Source organism: Cobetia sp. PDI-12MA (assembly GCF_059507695.1).
In genome coordinates this window covers 2719373-2740938 of sequence record NZ_CM183351.1, presented here as the reverse complement: position 1 = coordinate 2740938, position 21566 = coordinate 2719373, and the positions used below count along the sequence as shown (strand labels likewise).

At 62.4% G+C, this 21566-nt stretch carries 17 protein-coding genes and 3 tRNA genes; 11 read left to right on the top strand and 9 right to left on the bottom strand.

What is annotated here, in order from left to right; genetic code table 11:
* Nucleotides 1-33: 33 nt before the first annotated feature.
* Nucleotides 34-1740 carry an L-aspartate oxidase gene (gene nadB, locus AC5WNI_RS11700; RefSeq protein ID WP_175089344.1) on the bottom strand — a complete coding sequence of 569 codons (1707 nt, stop codon included), beginning with the start codon at nt 1738-1740 and terminating at the stop codon, nt 34-36.
* Nucleotides 1737-3059 (bottom strand): FUSC family protein, encoded by a 1323-nt coding sequence (locus AC5WNI_RS11695; RefSeq protein WP_495928501.1) that lies wholly within the window; start codon nt 3057-3059, stop codon nt 1737-1739. The genes nadB and AC5WNI_RS11695 overlap by 4 nt, the downstream gene beginning before the upstream one ends.
* A gap of 452 nt (nt 3060-3511) precedes the next feature.
* Between AC5WNI_RS11695 and AC5WNI_RS11690 the strand changes: the two genes are divergently transcribed.
* The gene (locus tag AC5WNI_RS11690; protein ID WP_495928500.1) at nt 3512-4903 is read left to right on the top strand and encodes a class II fumarate hydratase; all 1392 of its coding nucleotides are present in this window, start codon (nt 3512-3514) and stop codon (nt 4901-4903) included.
* A gap of 105 nt (nt 4904-5008) precedes the next feature.
* Here the strand turns inward: AC5WNI_RS11690 and glpD are convergent, their stop codons facing one another.
* Together glpD and AC5WNI_RS11680 are read right to left on the bottom strand one after the other, a co-directional pair.
* Nucleotides 5009-6511 carry a glycerol-3-phosphate dehydrogenase gene (gene glpD, locus AC5WNI_RS11685; protein ID WP_495928499.1) on the bottom strand — a complete coding sequence of 501 codons (1503 nt, stop codon included), beginning with the start codon at nt 6509-6511 and terminating at the stop codon, nt 5009-5011.
* Between the two features lie 591 nt (nt 6512-7102).
* Entirely contained in the window at nt 7103-7894 is a 792-nt protein-coding gene (locus AC5WNI_RS11680) for a DeoR/GlpR family transcriptional regulator (RefSeq protein WP_175089351.1), read from the bottom strand.
* Nucleotides 7895-8313: 419 nt separating this feature from the next.
* Here AC5WNI_RS11680 and glpT point away from each other — a divergent pair, with 419 nt between their 5' ends.
* From glpT to AC5WNI_RS11645, 7 genes are all read left to right on the top strand, one after another.
* Nucleotides 8314-9657: a glycerol-3-phosphate transporter gene (glpT, locus tag AC5WNI_RS11675; protein ID WP_175089352.1), complete on the top strand. Its 1344-nt coding sequence runs from the start codon at nt 8314-8316 to the stop codon at nt 9655-9657.
* 88 nt (nt 9658-9745) lie between these two features.
* Nucleotides 9746-11239, top strand: coding sequence for a glycerol kinase GlpK (gene glpK / locus AC5WNI_RS11670; RefSeq protein WP_495928498.1), 1494 nt, complete (start codon nt 9746-9748; stop codon nt 11237-11239).
* Nucleotides 11240-11241: 2 nt separating this feature from the next.
* Nucleotides 11242-11964 carry an MIP/aquaporin family protein gene (locus AC5WNI_RS11665; RefSeq protein WP_175089355.1) on the top strand — a complete coding sequence of 241 codons (723 nt, stop codon included), beginning with the start codon at nt 11242-11244 and terminating at the stop codon, nt 11962-11964.
* A gap of 215 nt (nt 11965-12179) precedes the next feature.
* Nucleotides 12180-12902, top strand: a complete 723-nt coding sequence (locus AC5WNI_RS11660) for an MIP/aquaporin family protein (RefSeq protein WP_495928497.1) — start codon at nt 12180-12182, stop codon at nt 12900-12902.
* 327 nt (nt 12903-13229) lie between these two features.
* Nucleotides 13230-13306, top strand: a tRNA-Val gene (locus tag AC5WNI_RS11655).
* A 37-nt stretch (nt 13307-13343) separates the two neighbouring features.
* Nucleotides 13344-13420, top strand: a tRNA-Val gene (locus tag AC5WNI_RS11650).
* Between the two features lie 50 nt (nt 13421-13470).
* A tRNA-Val gene (locus AC5WNI_RS11645) sits at nt 13471-13547 on the top strand.
* A gap of 84 nt (nt 13548-13631) precedes the next feature.
* Here AC5WNI_RS11645 and AC5WNI_RS11640 read toward each other — a convergent pair.
* The 5 genes from AC5WNI_RS11640 to AC5WNI_RS11620 all read right to left on the bottom strand — a co-directional run bounded on the left by AC5WNI_RS11640 (nt 13632) and on the right by AC5WNI_RS11620 (nt 18118).
* Nucleotides 13632-14606 carry an alpha/beta hydrolase gene (locus AC5WNI_RS11640; protein WP_495928496.1) on the bottom strand — a complete coding sequence of 325 codons (975 nt, stop codon included), beginning with the start codon at nt 14604-14606 and terminating at the stop codon, nt 13632-13634.
* 165 nt (nt 14607-14771) lie between these two features.
* A complete protein-coding gene (locus AC5WNI_RS11635; protein WP_495928495.1) occupies nt 14772-15260 on the bottom strand; it encodes a GAF domain-containing protein in 489 nt (162 codons plus the stop codon).
* Nucleotides 15261-15461: 201 nt separating this feature from the next.
* A complete protein-coding gene (locus AC5WNI_RS11630) occupies nt 15462-16280 on the bottom strand; it encodes a MetQ/NlpA family ABC transporter substrate-binding protein (protein ID WP_175089560.1) in 819 nt (272 codons plus the stop codon).
* A 160-nt stretch (nt 16281-16440) separates the two neighbouring features.
* Entirely contained in the window at nt 16441-17094 is a 654-nt protein-coding gene (locus AC5WNI_RS11625) for a methionine ABC transporter permease (RefSeq protein ID WP_175089362.1), read from the bottom strand.
* A complete protein-coding gene (locus tag AC5WNI_RS11620; protein WP_175089364.1) occupies nt 17075-18118 on the bottom strand; it encodes a methionine ABC transporter ATP-binding protein in 1044 nt (347 codons plus the stop codon). The genes AC5WNI_RS11625 and AC5WNI_RS11620 overlap by 20 nt, the downstream gene beginning before the upstream one ends.
* Nucleotides 18119-18605: 487 nt before the next feature.
* On the opposite strand from AC5WNI_RS11620, the gene AC5WNI_RS11615 reads away from it, so the two are divergent.
* From AC5WNI_RS11615 to AC5WNI_RS11605, 3 genes are all read left to right on the top strand, one after another.
* Nucleotides 18606-19403 carry a riboflavin synthase subunit alpha gene (locus AC5WNI_RS11615; RefSeq protein ID WP_438940920.1) on the top strand — a complete coding sequence of 266 codons (798 nt, stop codon included), beginning with the start codon at nt 18606-18608 and terminating at the stop codon, nt 19401-19403.
* A 300-nt stretch (nt 19404-19703) separates the two neighbouring features.
* The gene (locus AC5WNI_RS11610; RefSeq protein WP_175089365.1) at nt 19704-21005 is read left to right on the top strand and encodes an NCS2 family permease; all 1302 of its coding nucleotides are present in this window, start codon (nt 19704-19706) and stop codon (nt 21003-21005) included.
* Nucleotides 21005-21550 (top strand): adenine phosphoribosyltransferase, encoded by a 546-nt coding sequence (locus tag AC5WNI_RS11605; protein ID WP_175089366.1) that lies wholly within the window; start codon nt 21005-21007, stop codon nt 21548-21550. The genes AC5WNI_RS11610 and AC5WNI_RS11605 overlap by 1 nt, the downstream gene beginning before the upstream one ends.
* The last annotated feature ends 16 nt before the right edge of the window (nt 21551-21566 follow it).

Sequence of the window (21566 nt, the reverse complement as noted above, 5' to 3'; positions counted from 1 at the left end):
ATGGTCCTTCTCATGGCGCTTCGCATAAACCGCTCAGGTCGCGGCAGCGAAGGCCGAGAGCCGAATGATGCTATCGCGAGCGCGCGGCGCCGGCATCGGGAAGTCGCGGATGAAGTGCAGGCCGCGTGACTCGTGACGCTGATGGGCGCAGAGCAGCAGCAGCGGTGCCAGCGTCAAGGCCTGATAGAGCGCAAGATGATCGAGCCCTGCCCGCGGCACTGAAGCTTGCCTGTGCTGCTCGCTCTCTGCCGCCTGTCCCGCCTCAAGCGATACCCACTGTGCTATCTGCTTCAACGCCTCCCTCAGGCCGTGCTGGCTGCGCTCGATTCCCGCTTGCAGACTCATCAGCTGGCGCAAGCTGTGCAGGCGCGTGCGTGCCTCGTCCGCGCTCAAACGCATCACGCAGCGCCAGACCTGACCATTGTCGGCAAGCTGTGTGAGCAGGGTGGCGTGTTGCGGCATCAGCGAGTCGAGCGTGCTCGTCAGGCGTGGCTCGTCGGCGCGGTGGAGTTGCCCAAGTGCTTCACCACAGGCGCGCGCCTGCACCAGGCATTCGAGCAGCGAGTTGCTGGCCATGCGATTGGCGCCGTGCAGGCCCGTGCAGGCGACTTCGCCGATGGCCCAGAGCCCCGGCAGGTCGCTTTCGCCATCCAGCCCGGTGGCGATGCCGCCGCAGCTGTAGTGGGCGGCAGGGACGACGGGTATCGGTGCATGACGAATATCGATCCCGCGCGTCAGACAGTGCTCGGCGATGGTCGGGAAGTGGTGCTCGATCGCCTCGGCGCCCAGCGCGCTGATATCCAGACAGACATGCTCGAGACCGTGCGTGCGCATCTCGGTGAGGATGGCGCGTGCCACGACATCACGCGGCGCCAGCTCCAGGCGAGGGTCATGATCGGCCATGAAGCGATGCCCATCCGGGCGCAGCAGCAGCCCCCCTTCGCCCCGCACCGCCTCGGAGATCAAAAAGGGCGTGCCATCGGGATCATACAAGCAGGTGGGATGAAACTGCTGGAACTCCAGGTTCATCAGGCTGGCGCCGGCGCGGGTCGCCATCGCCATGCCGTCACCGACGCTGGCGCTCGGGCTGGTGGCGTGGGCGAACAGCCCGCTGGCGCCGCCGGTGGCCAGTACCAGGTCATTGGCTGCCAGCCATTGGCGCTGGCCCGTGCTGTCCATCACCCACAGACCACTGGCGCGGCCAGCGTTGATCGCGATGTCGACGGCCAGCAGGTCTTCGAGAATCTCGATGTTCGGGTGAGCTTCGACGTGGGCGCTGAGCGTGTCGAGCAGCGCCCGCCCGGTGGCGTCGGCGGCGTGGATGATGCGGCGGCGGCCATGCCCCCCTTCGCGGGTAAGGTGGAAGGGGTAGCTGGCGTCGGCATCGGCCGGGGTGAAGGGCACGCCGAGCGCGATCAACCATTCGATCGCCTCCCGCGAGTGACCGACGGTGAAGCGCACCGCGCGCTCGTTGCACAGGCCATCGCCGGCAATCAGGGTGTCTGCGACATGGGACTCCACATCGTCCTCTGGCGCCAGCACCGCCGCGATACCGCCCTGTGCCCAGCGGCTGGCACCCTGTGCCTCACGCGCTGGACGCAACAGCGTGACGCGGCGGGTGCGCGGGCCGGGCAGCAGGCGATTGGCGAGGCTGAGTGCCAGGGTCAAACCTGCCGCGCCGCCACCGACGATCAGCACATCATGCTGGCTTGCGGGAGTCACTCCGGATACTGAGTTCATGTATCTTTCCTGGCAGTCTCATTGCCGCCCGAGTCTGGCTGGCGCCTATCGCGGCGGTCTGGCTCATCGCTGAAGATGTCATCACTGCTGGTGTCATCACTCGCCGTCGCTTTGCTGGCCGGCGCCTTGCTGGCCGGAGAGTGTTGCCTGCCAGCGCTGTTCTCGCGCCTGGTGGGGGCTGCCGTATCGCCCGGCGTCGGGTCTTCCGGCAGGAACAGACGGCGCGCATCACTGATCAGGCCATGGCCCGGCAGTCGGCGCTGCAGGCGCTGGCTCGGCAGACGCTCCAGCAAGGCCAGCCGCTCGCCCAGGGCTTCGGTCAGGCGTGCCAGCTCGCGATTGAGCCACAGGTAGCCTGCCGGGCTGAACAGCGCACGGCCGTTGCGGCTCTCGACATTGCGAACATCGGCATAGCGTTGCAGGTCAAAGGGCGTCACCGTCAGCTCGATGCTCTGGCCGGTGCGTACCTGGAAGGCCAGGGTCCCCAGGGCACGGGCCAGGCGATGCTGGGCATCACGCAGGCCATCCAACCCCTCGATGAATTCATGCCCTTCGCGGGTGTTCCAGTGGGTTTCCTGCAGCAGTTCGATGGTCGAGATCATGCGGCGCTCGAAGGACAGGATTTCCTCGATGTCGGCACGATTGATGCGGCCTTCCTGAGCGACGGCATCGACCAGCCCGCGCTGCTTGACCAGCTGTGCCGAGGTGGCACGCACCAGCGCGAGCCCCTCATTGACGCCCTCACGCTCGGCCTTGGTATGGCCGTGGTAGAGGCGTGCCAGCTTGTCGAGGTTGTCGGCCAGCAGAAAGCGGAAGACATCCGTCGCCTTCTGTGGCAGCAGCACCATGCTGACCACGATGCTGATCAGGGTGCCCAGCACCACATTGAAGACACGCCACAGCCCGATGCCGAGATCATGATTGCCATCACCGATCACCATCAGCAGCGTGACGCAGAACAGCAGCGAGCTGTAGCCATAGCGGTTGCTGAAGGTGGCATTCAGCGCCAGGGCGATGCCGACGATGCTCCAGAATGGCACCACGCCCGGCAGTGGCTCGGCGACCAGAATCAATATCAGGCCCCACAGGCCACCAAGCAGAGTGCCGACCAGACGTTGCCAGCCCTTGTCGATGACACCGCCGACGTGGGGTAGATTGCCCATGACCATCACGGTGCTGACCAATGCCCAGGAACTGTGCGGCAGACTGAACAGCTCGATGATCGAAAAGCACAGCGTCAGAGCGACGGTCACACGCAGGATATGCAGGCGCTGGCGGTGCAGGTAGGTGAAGTAAGGATTGTGCGATAACCATTTCATGACGCGATTTCCCCTCCGACAGGCACGAGGAAGTGAGGGATGGTGCACACCGCACACACGGCGGGTTTCAGCAGCGAAGAGGTGGACATCAGGTTCGCGGTCATTCCGTCGACAGGATTCATGAGGCGTGGCCAAGGGGCCATGGCCATGGTTGAAGCGCTGCACAGTGTAACCGAGGCCCTGTCTTGCGTAACAGAGGATTGGTGAGGAGCCATCTTGCAAGGGCGCATCCGAAAGGTTGCAGGCCGTGTGATGACGGAGCCCGGCAATGAATGTGTAATTGTTATTGATAATCACTACTATCAAGCGGCTTGATTGGTATCCTGTACGTCCCCAAGTGATCATCAGGGGATTGAAGCTGGCGATCAGGTCATCGATCACTTCATTGCCAGCCGCCCATCAGTGACGCCAGCCAGGTGCGACGTCATATGCAACAGCACAGGGAGACAAGCATGAGCAGCCAGACCCGCCGTGAACGCGACAGCATGGGTGAACTCGAAGTGCCGGCAAGCGCACTCTATGGCGCCCAGACTCAGCGAGCGGTCGATAACTTCCCCGTCAGCGGCCAGCCGTTGCCTGCTGCCTTCATTCGCGCCGTGGCGCGCATCAAGCTGGCTGCGGCCGAGGTCAACCGTGACCTGGAGCTGCTGGATGACGTGCGTGCCGAGGCGATCATCAAGGCGGCGCGCCAGGTCATCGACGGCGAGCATGCCGATCAATTCCCGGTCGATGTCTTCCAGACCGGTTCCGGCACCTCAACCAACATGAACGTCAACGAGGTACTGACGCAGCTTGCCAATCAGCATCTGGGCGACAAGGATGTGAGCGTCGGTGCCAACGACCACGTCAACATGGGGCAGTCGAGCAATGATGTCATCCCGACAGCCATTCATCTGTCCGCCGTCATCGCTGTCTCGGACACCCTGTTGCCGGCGCTGTGCCATCTGCATGAGGTGATCTCCCGTAAGGCCTCTGAGGTGGACGACGTCGTCAAGACCGGTCGCACTCACCTGATGGATGCGATGCCGATCCGCATGAGTCAGGAGCTGGGTGCTTGGCAGGCGCAGGTCGGACAGGCCATCGAGCGTATCGAGCAGGTGCTGCCGCGCCTCGAGCGCCTCGCCCAGGGCGGCACCGCCGTCGGCAGTGGCATCAACGCGCATCCGGAATTCGCCGAGCGCATCGCTGAACGCCTTTCACACCAGACCGGGCATGCCTTCCGCCCCGCCGAGAGCTTCTTCGCGGCGCTGTCCTCCCAGGACACGGCAGTCGAGCTCTCCGGCCATCTGCGTACCTACGCCGTGGCGATGATGAAGATCAGCAACGACTTGCGCTGGATGAATTCCGGCCCGCTGGCAGGGCTGGGCGAGATCGAGCTTGAGGCCCTGCAGCCGGGCAGCTCCATCATGCCGGGCAAGGTCAATCCGGTGATCCCCGAGGCGGCCGCTCAGGTGGCGGCGCAGGTGATGGGCAATGACGCCACCATCGGCATCGCCGGGCAGAGCGGCAACTTCCAGCTCAATGTCATGCTGCCGCTGATCGCCAACAATCTGCTGTCCTCGATCACGCTGAGTGCCAATGTCAGCCGCCTGCTGGCGGACAAGGCCATTGCCACCTTCAACGTGCGCCAGGACAACATCGAGGCCCCGCTGGCCAAGAACCCGATTCTGGTCACGGCGCTCAATCCGGTGATCGGTTACAACGAGGCGGCGCGAGTGGCCAAGGTGGCCTATCAGGCCGGGCGTCCGATTCTGGATGTGGCCGAGGAAGAGACTGAGCTGTCACGCGAGGAGCTGGAGCGTCTGCTCGACCCGGCCAAGCTGACGGCGGGCGGTATCCAGTAAGTCGTCAATACATGACCAAAAATTCCGCCTGTCCCTGAACGAAAAGCCCGCCCCTCCGACAAGGAGGGGCGGGCTTTTTTTCGCTGCTTGCTCAGCCGGTTTTCATCAGGCGGCGCGTGCCAGCAGGCGTTCCTTGAGGTAGTCGCCGATGCGCGTCTTCTGCTCATCGCTCAGGCGCAGCGTCAGCTTGGTGCGGCGCCAGACGACATCCTGCACCTCACGCGCCCATTCGTGCTCGACCAGGTAGTCGATCTCGGCAGCGCTCAGGCCTGCGCCGAAGTCCTCGCCCAGGTCCGCCTCGCTCTGCTTGCCGTCGAGGAAATGCAGGCACAGGCTGCCGTAGCTTGAGGCGAAGCGTCTGGCGCGTGCTTCGCCGAGGAACGGGTAGTCGCGCTGCAGCTGGCGAGTGAAGGCTGCGCGGCTCTCGATATCACCCCCGGGCAGGGCCTTCTCGTGGGTCCACGGCTCGCCCATGCTCGGCAGCAGCGGCTTGAGGTCTTTAAGTGCCGATTCGGCCAGCTTGCGATAGGTGGTGATCTTGCCGCCGAAGATGGACAGCATCGGTGCGCCGCTGTCATCCAGGTGGAGGGTGTAATCACGCGTCATCGCGGACGGGTCTGCCGACTCGTCGTCACACAGCGGGCGTACGCCGGAGAAGGTCGAGACCACGTCATCGCGGCCAAGCTTGCGCTTGAAGTGATGGTTGACCACCTCGAGCATGTAGTCGGTCTCATCGCTGGAGCAGGCCACCTCGGAGGGGTCGCCCTTGTAGCGCACATCGGTGGTGCCGATCAGGCTGAAGTCTTCCTGATAGGGCAGCACGAAGACGATGCGCTTGTCCTTGTTCTGCAGGATGAAGGCGCGGTCATCGGTATTGATGCGCGGCACGATCAGGTGGCTGCCCTGGATCATGCGAATGCCATAGCGCGGCGTGCGTTCGGTGGCGCCCTTGATGAAGGACTCCACCCACGGGCCTGCCGCATTCACCAGGGTGCGTGCGCGGCGGATGAAGGTCTCGCCGCTGCTGACATCTTCAAGTGTCAGCTCCCAGTGGCCTTCGACATCACGGGCGCCGACACAGCGGGTGCCTGTCATGATCTCGGCGCCTTGCTCGCGCGCCTGCAGCGCATTGGTGATGACCAGACGCGCATCATCGACCCAGCAATCCGAGTATTCGAAGCCCTGATTGATCTCGCTGACCAGCGGGCTCTGCTCGCCGAACTTGAGACTTTTGGAGGCTGGCAGTGTCTCGCGCTTGCCGATGTGGTCATACAGGAACAGGCCCGCGCGAATCATCCACGCCGGACGCAGATGCGGCTGGTGCGGCAGGATGAAGCGCAGTGGCCAGATGATATGCGGCGCCTTCTTGAGCAGCACCTCGCGCTCCTGCAGAGCCTCGCGCACCAGACGGAATTCGTAGTGCTCCAGATAGCGCAGGCCGCCGTGGATCAGCTTGCTGCTGGCGGAGGAGGTCGCACTGGCGAGGTCGTTCTGCTCGCACAGGGCCACGCTCAGGCCGCGGCCGCTGGCATCGTTGGCGATACCGGCGCCATTGATGCCGCCGCCGATGATGAAGAGGTCAAGAAGTGCATCGTTGTCGCGGGACATGGGCTGCTCCTGCTCGTGCCCGGCGCTACCGGGTGGGGCGAATGAGTCTGCACCGGCAAGGTGCGCGATAATGGGTTTTCGAAAGTGAACATAGCTTAGCAAAAGTCGAACATCAAGGGGATTCTTGTGCGCCGATGGCTTTCGAAAGTGATCATTTGGGCGAGTGTCTGGCAACCGAGGATTGCCTGATATTCAACCTGTTGTCTTGCCGGTGTTTTTTCTCAGTCTCTGATCATGGCGTGACATTTTCATGAAGCGCTGGCTGTCATGTTGCCGCGCGTGCGGCGCAGGCGGGGCGCGCAGTGGCTGATCAAGCGTCATGACATGGCATGCGTAGACGAAGCGGTGTCACTGGGCAGCGATAAGACAGCAGAAGTGTGGCTGTCGTCATCTGCGAGGGCTCATTGGTGCAAGAGGGGGCGACGAGAATGGAGGGGAAGGGGCGAGGCAGAAAAGGGTGAGAGCCGGGCCAGGCTGCTCGTCGGCGTGTTGCCTGGCCCCGTGATCGCGAGACGAGTTGGTCGTGTTGGCTCGTTGGTGACATGGCGCGTTGGTGAGGTGACTGGTCGATTGGATGGCGCGTCCCGGTGCTCAAGCGTCGCCGGTCTCGCCCGTCGACTCGTCGTCGGCGACGTGCAGCGCGACCTCGTGCTGACGCATCAGGGTCAGAATGCTTTCCGGGGGCTGGATGTCGGTGAAGAGCGCATCGAGCTGGCTCAGGTTGCCCTGGCGCACGACCGCATTGCGCTGGAACTTGGAGTGATCCGCGATCAGGAAGACCTGGCGTGAGTTGTGGATGATCGCCTGGGCGACACGCACTTCCTGATAGTCGAATTCCAGCAGCGAGCCATCTTCATCGATGCCACTGATACCGATGATGCCGAAGTCGACCTTGAACTGGTTGATGAAGTCGATGGTGGCCTCGCCAATGATGCCGCCATCGCGGGAGCGCACCATGCCGCCGGCCACGATGACGTTGAAATCCTCCTTGTGCTGGAGGATGGCCGCCACGTTCAGGTTGTTGGTGATGACCTCAAGCCCGCGGTGATCACACAGCGCCTCGGCCACCATCTCGTTGCTGGTGCCGATGTTGATGAACAGCGAGGCGTGGTCGGGGATCTGCCTGGCCAGGGCCGCCGCCATGCGCCGCTTGGCGCCCAGGTTCAATGTCTTGCGGGTGCTGTAAGCGGTGCTGACGGTGCTGGACTCAAGCCCCGCGCCCCCATGCACGCGCTTGAGCGCACCGGCCTCGGACAGCTGATTGAGGTCGCGACGAATGGTCTGTGGCGTGACATCGAAGTGACTGGCCAGCTGCTCGATGGAGGCATATCCCTGACGCGTGATCAGTTCGACAATGGCGCGATGGCGCTTTGGCTGCATCATCCTGTCCTCTTGCTCATGTCCGGTGTAAAGACGCCTGCTCTGAACCGTCGCGGAGGCAACGCGAGTCTGTGTGCGTTTGCTGCTCGACCAGGTGCCCGGTGATGGCTGGGCGGGGCGGCGCGCCATCCAGAATGTTCGTTTGATGTTCTTTTTGATACATGCCTACGGTAACGCCAGTCTTCACACTGACTGACCCGGTAAGTGCAAGCCGTTGAAGGCATGTGAAATCATGTATAACTTACTGAATAGAAAGGGTTGTCAAGATCATGTAGACAAAGGTCTAGCGAATATCGGTGCTTTTCGCATTGTGACACTGATGTGAAGCCTGTACTTTCGCATTCGAACACCAAGCGCGTCTGTCAAGGCGTGGCTATGCCCGTGTAGAGGTCGGTGTCGTAAAATCAGGAGCGAGCAGCAGAATGTACGGTTTATTCAAATCCGCGGTGCACGCCACACCGCTTCACGACGCCAAGGTAGACGACACCTATAAGCGACTGAGATGGCAGATATTTCTCGGTATCTTTCTAGGCTATGCCGGCTACTATCTGGTACGCAAGAACTTCTCTCTGGCCATGCCTTCCCTGGTGGAGCAGGGCTATTCCCGTGGTGATCTTGGTCTGGCCTTCGCCGGCGTGTCGATCGCCTATGGTATCTCCAAGTTCGTGATGGGGGCTGTCTCTGACCGCTCCAACCCGCGTTACTTCCTTCCTGCTGGTCTTCTGATGTCCGCCGGCATCATGTTCCTGTTCGGTTTCACTGACTGGGCAACCTCCAGTATCGGCATCATGTTCGTGCTGCTGTTCCTCAATGGGTGGGTGCAGGGGATGGGATGGCCGCCCTGCGGTCGCACCATGGTGCACTGGTGGTCACAGAGTGAGCGTGGCCAGATCGTCTCGGTGTGGAACGTGGCCCATAACGTCGGCGGTGGTCTTGTCGGTCCGTTGTTCATTCTTGGCATGGCATGGTTCAACGACTGGCATTCCGCGTTCTATGTGCCGGCCGCGCTGGCCGTCTTCGTGGCGATCTTCGCCCTGCTGACCATGCGGGACACGCCGCAGAGCTGTGGCTTGCCTCCTATCGAGAAGCACAAGAATGACTACCCGGCGGGATACGATGAAAGCCACGAACAGGAATTCTCCACGCGGGAGATCCTGGTCAAGTACGTGCTCAAGAATCGCATGCTCTGGTACATCGCGCTGGCGAATGTCTTCGTATATCTGCTGCGTTACGGGGTTCTCGACTGGGCGCCGACCTACCTGCAGGAAGCCAAGAGCTTCAGCGTCGACAAGTCCTCCTGGGCATATTTCCTGTATGAGTGGGCCGGTATCCCCGGCACGTTGTTGTGTGGTTGGTTATCCGACAAGCTGTTCCGGGGCAACCGCGGCGCGACAGGGGTATGTTTCATGGCGCTGGTCGCCGTCTTCACCACCGTCTATTGGTTGAATCCTGCCGGTAATCCGGGAATCGACATGATGTGTCTGGTCGCCATCGGCTTCCTGATCTATGGCCCGGTCATGCTGATCGGTCTGCAGGCGCTTGAGCTGGTGCCCAAGAAGGCGGCAGGGACCGCGGCTGGTTTCACTGGCCTGTTCGGTTATCTGGGCGGCTCTGTCGCTGCCAGTGCCTTGGTAGGCTATACGGTAGATGCCTATGGATGGGATGGTGGTTTCATGTTGTTGATTGGCTCGTGCGTGATGGCGGTCGTCCTGCTGTCGTTGACGATATTCGAGAGTGCTCGCTTGTCGGTACGCACCGCCAGCTGATTCCCAGCGGAAACATCATCATTCAAATAGCCCGCCGCACGTTGCATGGGCGGGCCATCTTGTAACGGACTACCGGGAGATATTGACGATGACCAACCACATTCTGTCCATTGACCAGGGAACCACCAGCTCGCGCGCCATCCTCTTCGATCGTGAAGGCGCGGTGACCGGACTGGCACAAGAAGAATTTGCTCAACACTTTCCGAACAGCGGCTGGGTCGAGCATCACGTCGATGATATCTGGGGATCGGTGAAGCGCACCGTGCATCAGGCGCTGATCAATACCAATATCGGCGCCGAGCAGGTCGCGGCCATCGGGATCACCAACCAGCGTGAGACCACGATCGTCTGGGATCGCGAGACCGGTGTGCCGGTCTACAATGCCATCGTCTGGCAAGACCGCCGCACCCACGAGTACTGTCGTGAGCTTTCCGATGCCGGTCATGGAGACATGATCCAGCAGAAGACCGGCCTGCTGATCGACCCGTATTTCTCCGCGACCAAGCTGCGCTGGATTCTGGAGAATGTCGAAGGCGTTCGCGCACGTGCCGAGAAGGGCGAGCTGGCCTTCGGCACCGTCGACAGCTACTTGATCTGGAAGCTGACCGCTGGCAAGCGCCACGTCACCGATGCCACCAACGCCTCGCGTACCTGCCTGTTCAACATCGTCGATCAGTGCTGGGACAGTGAGCTGCTGGAGCTGTTCGGTATCCCACAATCCTTGCTGCCGGAAGTGCTGGACTCCAGTGATGATTTCGGCACTACCGATCCGCAGCTGTTCGGTGCAGCGATGCCGATTCGCGGCGTTGCCGGCGATCAACAGGCGGCGCTGGTCGGCCAGGCCTGCTTCACGCCCGGCATGAGCAAGAGCACCTACGGCACCGGCTGCTTCATGATCATGAACACCGGCGAGAAGATGGAGCTGTCCCGCAATCGTCTGCTGACCACGGTGGGCTATCGCCTCAATGGCAAGCCGACCTATGCCATGGAAGGCAGCATCTTCGTGGCGGGCGCGACCGTGCAGTGGCTGCGTGATGGCTTGAAGCTGTTTTCCGATGCCTCCGAGACCGAACCGCTGGCGCGTGCGGCCAAGGCCGACCACGGCGTCTACATGGTGCCGGCCTTCACTGGCCTGGGGGCACCGCACTGGGACCCGCAGGCGCGTGGCGCGATCCTGGGGCTGACCCGTGGCACCGGCATCACCGACATCGTGGCGGCCGGCCTGCAGTCAGTGTGCTATCAGACGCGTGACCTGCAGGAGTGCATGCTGGATGACGTGGCCATCAGCTGTGCGAATCTGCGCGTGGATGGCGGCATGGTCAGCAACAACTGGGTGATGCAGTTCCTGTCTGACATGCTGGGCGTGAAGGTGGATCGTCCGCGCGTGCTGGAGACCACGGCGCTGGGCGTCGCGTATCTGGCGGGCCTGCATATCGGCTGGTATGATAGCCTGGATGAGATCAGCGAGCTGTGGCACTGCGAGCGTACCTTCGCGCCGGAAATGGCGGAAGAGCAGCGCGAACGCCTCTACGCCGGCTGGCTGGAAGCGGTGGAAAGAGTGAAAAGCGACGGAGGTCACTGAGCATGTGGACCGATGTCATGACAGGCGAGTTTCTCGGCTGTCTATTCCTTATCCTGTTTGGCGGTGGCGTGGTCGCCAATGTGGTGCTGTCTGACACCAAGGGCAATGGCTCCGGCTGGATCGTGATCACCACCGGCTGGGGCTTCGCCGTGATGATTGGCGTGTTCGTGGCCGTCTCGACCGGCTCGCCCCAGGCAGACCTCAATCCGGCGGTGACCCTTGCCAAGTATCTGCTCGGGGTGCATGCCACCCTCATGGATGTGGCGCGGCATATCATCGCGCAGATGCTCGGGTGTTTCGCCGGTGCCGTGATGGTATGGCTGGCCTATCTGCCGCACTGGAAACGCACCAGTGATGCTGACCTCAAGCGGGCGGTGTTCTGCACGGACCCGGCAGTCGAGTGTCGTCTGGGCAACATGCTCAGCGAGGTGATCGGTACCGTGGTGCTGATATTCGGTATCGGCGCCATCGTCGGCTCCGGCACCATCAGTGCTGGTCTGCTGCCGTATCTGGTCGGCATGCTGGTGTGGGCCATCGGCCTCTCGCTGGGTGGCGCGACCGGTTATGCCATCAACCCGGCTCGTGATCTGGGCCCACGTATCGCGCACTCCTTGTTGCCGATCCACGGCAAGGGCGCCTCCGGCTGGGGTTACGCCTGGGTGCCGATCGCCGGCCCCCTGGCGGGCGCCTTGATCGCCGCCTCCATGTGGCATTTGCTGCTGTAACAAATCCTTGCCGCAATCTGCTGGAGCAGCTCCCTGTACCTGTGGCACTGTAGCCTGACTTCGCCCCGTCCCACGACGGGGCGAAGTCATTTCGGGTCTCCGCCTTTTCTCGCCATCCCCCGGCGATGGCACCACTCCATCGTGATGGGGCGCGTTCGTGCGGGCGAGAGGTGGCGGTAGACGACTGACGGGGGCAAGTGGCGGAGGTCATCAAGATGTGGACTGACGTCATGACGGGCGAGTTTCTGGGCACCACCTTCATGATTCTGCTGGGAGGTGGCGTGGTCGCCAATGCGATGCTCAGGGGCACCAAGGGAGCGGGTTCCAGCTGGTTGATGATCAATGCCGGCTGGGGATTTGCCGTGATGATCGGGGTGCTGGTCTCGACCTCGACAGGGTCGCCCTACGGCGATCTCAATCCGGCGGTGACGGTCGCGAAATACCTACTGGGCGTGCATACCGACGAGCTCAAGGTCGCCAGGATGATGCTGGCGGAGCTTCTCGGCTGCTTCATGGGGGCGGTACTGGTGTGGGCGGCCTATTATCCGCATTGGGAGGTGACCCGAGACACGCTGCGCAAGCGCGCGGTCTTCTGTACTGATCCGGCAGTGTCCCACAAGACGGCCAATGTCATCAGTGAAGCGATCGCGACGGTGGTGCTCATCTTCGCCATCGGCAGCATGGTCAACAGCGCGCTGATCACCGATCAGGCGCTGCCGTACCTGATCGGTGTGCTGGTATGGGCGATCGGCCTTTCACTGGGTGGGCCGACCGGCAACGCCATGAATCCGGCGCGTGACCTGGCGCCGCGCATCGCGCATTGGGTGTTGCCGATTGCCGGCAAGGGTAGTTCGGGCTGGCAGTATGCCTGGGTGCCGATTGCCGGCCCCTTGCTGGGGGCCGTGTTGGCAGCTGCGCTGCGTCGAGTCTTCTTCTAGCATTCGAGGCGCTGCGGCCAGGCATTGTCGTGTCCGTGCGCTGCCAGCCAGCCTTGTGCCATTCGGCGAGAGTGGCTGGCAGTGCCGGACAGGACAGATCAGGTCTGTCAGTTTGAGGGCTTGGCCATGATGACGTGTCTCGTTCACGTGCCTCGCTCGTGCGGTTGGTCCGTGTCCGTTCTTTACCCGGGCATGGCAAGGCGGAATGGCAAGAAAATTTTTTATCATCAGGGGGTTGCATCAAAACGGGAGTTGCGTAGAATACGTCCTCGCTGACAGGGCAAAGCACTTCGCATCACACTGCTTCGCGTTTCAGCATGCTGACATAGGACCATAGCTCAGTTGGTTAGAGCGCCACGTTGACATCGTGGAGGTCGGCGGTTCAAATCCGCCTGGTCCTACCAGCATCGGCACTGATGGCAACATCGCGCCACTTGATTCAGGACCATAGCTCAGTTGGTTAGAGCGCCACGTTGACATCGTGGAGGTCGGCGGTTCAAATCCGCCTGGTCCTACCAAGCCGTTCCACGGTATGTTTCAAGTGTTCTTGTGTCATCTGCCACACTTCAGGACCATAGCTCAGTTGGTTAGAGCGCCACGTTGACATCGTGGAGGTCGGCGGTTCAAATCCGCCTGGTCCTACCAGATTCCAGAAAACGCCCGGCTCATCGAGTCGGGCGTTTTCGTGTGCGTGTCATGAAAATCCGCTGCAGGATTGGTGCGCGCCGCTCAGGCAAGCGTAGCGTCGAGGAATTCGCGTGCTTCCTTGAGGGCGGCATTGGCAGCGCTCAGCAGCGGGGCGAAGCCGACGAACACATGTGGCATGTCCGGCCACAGACTCAAGGTGACGGGCGAACCGCAGTCCTGCGCCTGAGTGGCGTAGCGACGGCTGTCATCGAGTAGGATCTCCGCCTCGCCGCACTGGATCAGCGTCGGTGGTAGCTCAAACAGATTTCCCTCCAGCGGCGAGATGCGCGGATCGCTCATGTCGGTGCCGTCCTGCACATAGGCCATGCTCACGAAGGGCAGCAGGTTGGGGTCGAGAATCGGGTCCACCTCGGTCTTGCGCGACAGCGAGGCGCTGCCCCAGCCGAGGTCCGTGGCGGGCGAGAAGGCGATCACCGCATCCGGCAGCCGCTCGCCTGCGCTCTTGAGCGCATTCACGGTCGCCAGCGTGAGGTTGCCGCCCGCGCTGTCACCGGCCAGCAGCAGGTGGTCCTGCGGGTATTCGTCACACAGCCAGCGCCACGCGGCCAGCACGTCCTGCAGGCCGGCCGGGAAGGCGGCCTCTGGCGCGAGGCGGTAATCCAGGGTGTAGGTCTCGGCGCGTGCCGCTCGCCCCAGGCGGCTTGCCAGAGGACGATGGCCGGCAGGTGAGCCTGCGATCCAGCTGCCGCCATGCACATACAGCAGGCGACGCGGGCGCGCTGGTGCGTCATCGGGTGCTGGCAATACCTCACAGACACGCTCTCCCTCGCCGCCTGGCACCATCGCGAGATGCGGTGTCACGCCGGTGTCGATAATGCTGGCGTCGGCGGCGAAGTAAGCCTCAAGCAGGGTGCGCTTGGCACCGAGGTCATTGCCGGTGCGCGCCGTGAAGGCCTTGATACGCTCGAGATGCTTGATAACCTGCGCAAGCCCGGCATGGGCGTCATCGTGATTCTGGAGAGAGGCTTCTGCATGAGGAGGTGCGGTCGCTGGCATGTTCTGCTCCTGTCAGGTCAGGGGAGTCTTCACGTTACACCTCGTCAAGGGTTACGCAAGTGGCAGGGTGGCCACAACGCAAACCGCCCGCCGTGCGGGTGGCGCGGCGGGCGGCAGAGCGTGATGCTGACGTTCAGGCTGTCTATCAGACGGGCGCTCAGTTTGTCAGGCAGGAACGCTGTCGAAGTCGCTGGAGGCGATGAAGATCTCGACCAGACGCTCGATGCCGGCCTGGTCCTCTTCGTCGAAGCGCTCGGGGCTCGGGCTGTCCAGGTCCAGCACACCCCACAGCACTTGCTGGCCGTCCTGCTCGATGAGCACCGGGATGACCAGCTCGCTGCGCGAGGCGGCGTCACAGGCGATATGGCCCGGGAAGGCATGCACGTCCGCGACGCGCTGGGTGGTGCGCTCGGTAGCGGCGGCGCCACACACGCCCTTGGTGAAGGGAATCGGGTGGCAAGCCGGCTGACCCTGGAACGGCCCCAGGTGCAGGGTTTGCGGCTGGCGTTGCACATAGAAGCCTGCCCAGTTGAGGTCTTCCACCGTCATGTTGACGAAGGCGGCCGTCTGGGAGGCGTTGGTCAGCCAGTCGCGAGTGTCGAGGATGGCGTCCAGCTGGCGGGCCAGCAGTGAGTAGTCAGGGTGAGTGGCCATTGGGGCTCCTGTGGGGTAGGTAAGATTGCGATATGGCGCAGGAATGCGGTCGCGGGTCGGCTGTTTCAAGCACGTCCTGCGCGCGCCCTTGCACCGCATCGGTATCTGAACGTGATGGGTGGTTCATCAATCAGATGCAAAAGCGCCGACCAGTGGTCGGCGCTTCGCGTTCAGGTGTCTGTCAGTGACATGGGGTGAGGCTCACTTCCAGCCCGGCACCGCCGCGCCCTTGAACAGCTCTTCCGCCTTGGCTTCGACTTCCGGCGTCTGGTACGCCTTGACCAGCTTCTGCACCTTCTCGCTGTCTTCATCGCCCTGACGCACGACGATCAGGTTGACGTACGGGGACTCGGCGCCTTCACGGATCAGCGCGTCTTCCGGCGCGAGGCCAGCCGGCTGAGCGAAGGTGTTGTTGATGAAGGCCAGGTCGACGTCCGGCAGGATGCGCGGCAGCTGGGCAGCCTCGATTTCCTTGAACTGATAGTCATGCGGGTTCTTGGCGACGTCGATCGGGGTCGCTTCGAGGTTGTCCTTGTCGGTCAGCTCGATCATGCCCAGGTCGTGCATCAGGATCAGGGAGCGGCCTTCATTGGACGGATCGTTCGGCAGGGCGATGGTCGCGCCGTCCGGCAGTTCACTGATGTCTGCGTACTTCTCGGAGTAGGCACCGATCGGGTACACGAAGGTCTTGCCGGCGCTGGCGAACTCGTAGCCACGCTCACGCACCATGGATTCCATGTACGGCTGGTGCTGGTAGGCGTTGGCGTCCAGAGAGCCATCGGCCAGCGCGGCGTTCGGAGACACGTAGTCAGTGAACTCGGTGATCTCGACGTTCAGGTCGTACTTTTCCTTGGCGATCTCGGCCGCGACCTTCATCACTTCGGTTTCCGGGCCTGCGACGGTACCCATCTTGAGGGTATTCTCGTCGGACGCGTCGTTGCCGCAGCCTGCCAGCAGAGTGGCGCCGAGCAGAGTGGCAGCACCGGCAAGGCGTAGTGGGGAAGAAAGCGTGTTCAGCATGTTGCGCATCGATGTTCTCCTTGTGATCCGACGTGACCGGTGGGGTCCGCGGGATGTTATGAGTGACGGCTCCTTGTGATGAGTCGTCACGATACCGAAAGCCATGTGATTTGTAGATCGAACGTCACTGGTGGATTCGTCACCGCTCATGGAACGAGGCTTACTTGTGGTTCGACTTGCGCACCAGATGATCGCCCAGGCTCTGGAAGCCCTGCACCATGACGACGAGGATGACCACGGTCACCAGCATCACCATCGGGTCGAAACGGTTGTAGCCGTAGCGGATGCCAAGATCCCCCAGGCCGCCGCCACCGACGGTGCCGGCCATGGCGGAATAGCTGATCAGTGTCACCACGGTGATGGTCAGGCCATTGATGATGCCGCCGCGTGCTTCCGGCAACAGCACCTTGGTAATGATCTGCATCGGCGTGGCGCCCATGGCCTGTGCGGCCTCGACCAGCCCCGGGCCGACTTCATTCAGCGCGCCTTCGATCAGGCGGGCGACGAAGGGAATCGAGGCGATGGTCAGCGGCACGATGGCGGCGTTGGTGCCGATCGAGCTGCCCGCGATCAGGCGCGTCAGCGGGATGATCGCCACCATCAAGATGATGAACGGCACCGAGCGGCCGATGTTGGTGATGATGCTCAGCACGTTGTTGAGGGCCGGGCGCGCGAGAATCTGGCCGGGGCGTGAGGTGTAGAGTGCCACGCCCAGCGGAATGCCGAGTGCTGCGGAGATCAGACCTGCCACCGCGACCATGTAAAGCGTCTCGAGGGTGGAGGACAGAACGAGTTCAAGCAGTGCGGGTGACATGACCGAGCACCTCCACTTTCAGGTCGTGGGATTCGAGGTAATCGAGGGCTTGCCGGGTCTGGCGGCTGTCGCCCATCAGTTCGGCGATCATCAGGCCCAGGGTGCGGTCCTGAATGGATTCCACCTTGGCCTGCAGGATGCTGACATCCACCTGGCATTCACGCGCCAGGCGGGAGATCAGCGGCGTGGAGACGGCATCGCCACTGAAGGCCAGACGGACCACGGGATGGGTGTGAGGCCCTGCGCTGGCTTCGAGGCGATCGACCAGCGCACGCGGCGGCTCAAGTTCCAGGAAGTCATTGAGGAACTCGCGGCCCAGGCGGGTCTGCGGCGCGGTGAAGAAATCACCCACCGAGGCCACTTCCACCAGTTCGCCGCCGCTGATCAGGGCGACCTGATCACAGATGCTCTTGACCACTTCCATCTCGTGGGTGATCAGCAGAATCGTCAGGCCCAGCTTGGTGTTGATGTCCTTGAGCAGCTCAAGGATGGAGGCGGTGGTCTGCGGGTCGAGGGCCGAGGTGGCCTCGTCGCACAGCAGTACCTTGGGGCGGCTGGCCAGCGCACGGGCGATGGCCACGCGCTGTTTCTGACCGCCGGACAGCTGGGCAGGGTACTGGCCGGCCTTGTCGCTCAGACCGGTCAGCTCCAGCAATGGCTCGACGCGCTTGCTGATCTCGTCTTTCGAGATGCCAGCCAGCTCCAGCGGCAATGCCACATTGGCGAAGACCGTGCGTGAGGAGAGCAGATTGAAGTGCTGGAAGATCATGCCGATCTGGTGGCGAGCGCTGCGCAGGGTGGACTCGTCGAGCTCGGTCAGCTCCTGGCCATCGACGACGACGCTACCGGCGGTGGGCCGTTCGAGCAGGTTGACGCAGCGAATGAGGGTCGACTTGCCGGCACCGGACAGGCCGATGACACCGGTAATGGCGCCCTGAGGAACCGTGAGGCTGGCATCCTTGAGCGCGACCACGGCCTTGTCACCACTGCCGTAAGTCTTGGAGACGTTCTTGAGTGTGATCATGGGAGTCCGAGTGGTTAAGGCACCATCCGGATTGCGGGCGAAGGTCTGTAGAAGACAGAGCGTCCTACCGGCGTCTGCGCACATGGCAGACAGCGATAGAGGGGAGTGATCCAGTGGGGAGAAAAAAGACCACCCAAGACGGGTGGCCATCAACGCTGGACACACCCTTTTAGCAGAACTTGCACCCCGTGAGACCAGCTCTCGTGGTGGGCGCCCGCAATCCGGGTACAAATCGGCGCCAAACAGATTTGAGGCGCATTCTATCAGTCACCTTGGGGGTGTCAACGACTTTGGTCTTGCGCCGGGCGTTTATTCGAACTGGCGTTCGATATGGTAATTTGGCGATACGCTCTGTAAGCCATTTCTTACAAGCATCTGGTCGTGGCGAGGGTTTCAACTGCTATCAATGGCTTTCCTGTCTTGACGGTCAGTCGGGTATGAGTTTCGGCCTGCTATCGCTGCTCTGCGTTCGCGGTGGCAGCTGCACGTGCCCGCGGCGGGTGGCGAGGGCGGCAACGCCGCGCAGCCCAACGGTCGACAACGCCAGCATGTCGACGGCAAGTCCACCATGCTAGGATTTCGGCTGGGCATGCCGGTCATCTCGCTGCTGCATGCCGTCCCTTATTCACGGCTTCTCGACAGCAAGAAGCAGCAGTGCAAGGAAAGATCACGCATGTTCACGGGTATCGTACAAGGCATGGCGGAAGTGGTGGCCATTGAAGAGCGCACTGACTTTCGCACGCATCAGGTCCGGTTGCCGGCGGGGCTGGAGGCGGGGCTGGAGCTGGGGGCCTCGGTGGCCCATAACGGTTGCTGTCTGACCGTGACGGCGCTTGAGGGCCAACTGGCCAGCTTTGACCTGATGCGCGAGACGCTGCGTCTGACCAATCTGGGCGAGCTCGAGGTGGGCAGCGTCGTGAACGTGGAGCGAGCGGCACGCTTCGGCGACGAGATCGGTGGGCACTCGATGTCCGGGCACGTGATGGCGATGGTGACCATCGATGCCATCGAAGCCACTGCCGACAATCGTCGCATCTGGTTCCAGGCGCCGGCCGAGCTGATGCGTTTTCTGTTCGACAAGGGCTATGTGGGACTTGACGGTGTCAGCCTGACGATCGGCGAGGTGCAGGGTACGCGCTTCTGCGTCAATCTGATTCCCGAGACGCTCGAGCGCACCCTGATGGGAGTCCGTGCCGTCGGGGATCAGGTCAACCTTGAAGTCGACCCGCAGACGCAGGCCATTGTCGAGACCGTCGAGCGGGTCATGGCCTCCCGTCTGGCATGAGGCTTGCAGGTCTGCAGCGGATCACCTCACTGGCAGGACGCCAGTACTCGTCTGACTGGTCAGGAAATATGCCGGGAATGCTCGATTCGCTGCAGACCTTTGGGTACCATGTTGCGCCTTTCGATGCCCTGCCGCCGGCGGGGCATCGTGGTTCAGGCAGGCTGAACAGGGGAAAAGCGTCATCCAACGCCCTGTGCGGCATACCTGTCCGAGCGAGTTCGTCTTGATCTGCTGATTCTGACAATCATCGACCACTGCGCCTTGCCGGACAGGCACTGCTCAAGGATAGGGGCTACCTCAATGCTGGAACGTCTTTTCAAGCTCTCCGAGCACGGTACCAATGTGCGTACCGAAGTCATCGCAGGATTTACCTCCTTCCTCGCGATGGCCTATATCATCTTCGTGGCCCCCTCGATGCTGGCCTCCACCGGCATGGATCACGGCGCCGTGTTCGTCGCGACCTGCTTGGCGGCAGCCATCGGTTGTCTGGTCATGGGCCTCTATGCCAATTACCCGATCGCGCTGGCACCGGGCATGGGGCTGACGGCCTTCTTCACCTATACGGTCGCCGGTCAGATGGGCGTGCCCTGGCAGGTCGCGCTGGGCGCGGTCTTCCTGTCCGGGGTGAGCTTCTTCCTGCTCTCCGCCTTCAAGATTCGCGAGTGGATCATCAATGCCATTCCCGCCTCGCTGAAGACCGGCATCGCCGCGGGCATCGGCCTGTTCATGGCGATCATCGCCCTGCAGGGCAGCGGTATCGTCGTCGACGCCCCCGGCACGCTGGTCACGCTGGGCGATCTGTCCTCGCCGGCGGCCATGTATGCATTGCTCTCGTTCTTCCTGATCGTCGCGCTGTCCTACCGCAAGGTGATCGGTGCGGTGATGATCGGCATACTGCTCGTCACGCTGCTGGCGACCCTGACCGGCAACAATGACTTCCACGGCCTCGCCTCGATGCCGCCGAGCATGCTGCCGACGCTGGCGGAGCTCGATATCGCCGGCGCCTTCAATCTGGGCATGGTGTCGATCATCTTCGCCTTCCTATTCGTCGATCTGTTCGATACCTCGGGCACGCTGATCGCCGTCTCCCAGCAGGCTGGCCTGACCAATGAGCGTGGCCACCTGCCGCGACTGGGACGGGCCTTGATGGCAGACTCCAGTGCCACCATGGTCGGCTCCGTCATGGGCACCTCGAACGTGACCAGCTACATCGAATCCGCCACCGGCGTGGCCGCCGGCGGACGTACCGGCCTGACGGCCGTGGTCGTGGCTGGCCTGTTTCTCGTCAGCCTGTTCCTGTCGCCGCTGGCGACCTCGATTCCGGCCTTCGCCACTGCCGGTGCGCTGCTGTATGTCGCCTGCCTGATGACGGGTGGCCTGGCACGCATCGACTGGAACGACATTACTGAAGCGGCACCGGTGGTGATTGCCACCCTGGTGATGCCGCTGACCTACTCGATTGCCAACGGGATCGCGCTGGGCTTCATCAGCTACGCCGTGATCAAGCTGTTCTCCGGCCGTTATCGTGATCTGAGCCCGGGGCTGGTGATTCTCGCCATCCTGTTCGCCTGCAAATACCTGTTCCTCGACGGAGCCCTCTAATGAGCATCTACAGCGACTACATCAAGTCTGTCATCCGCACCGTGCCGGACTGGCCGCAGGAAGGTGTCAACTTCCGTGACATCACGCCGGTACTGCAGAATTCCGCCGCATTCCGCAAGCTGATCGACTCCTTCGTGCACCGCTATCAGGAGATGGAAATCGACGCCATCGCCGCCATCGATGCACGTGGCTTCATCATCGGCGCACCGTTGGCCTATGAGCTGGGCTGCAGCTTCGTGCCGGTGCGCAAGAAGGGCAAGCTGCCGTTCAAGACCATCAGCGAGACCTACACGCTGGAATACGGTGAGTCCACCGTCGAGCTGCACTCCGATGCCTTCCGTGAAGGCGATCGCATCCTGGTGATGGATGACCTGATCGCCACCGGCGGCACCATGCTGGCGGCCTGCAAGCTGATCGAGCGCACCGGTGGTGTGGTCGTCGAGACCGCAGCCATCATCGACCTGCCGGAAATCGGCGGCTCCGCGCGCATTCGTGAAGAAGGCCACAGCGTCTTCGCGGCGTGCAGCTTCACCGAATCCGAGTAATGCCGGCTTGACGCGA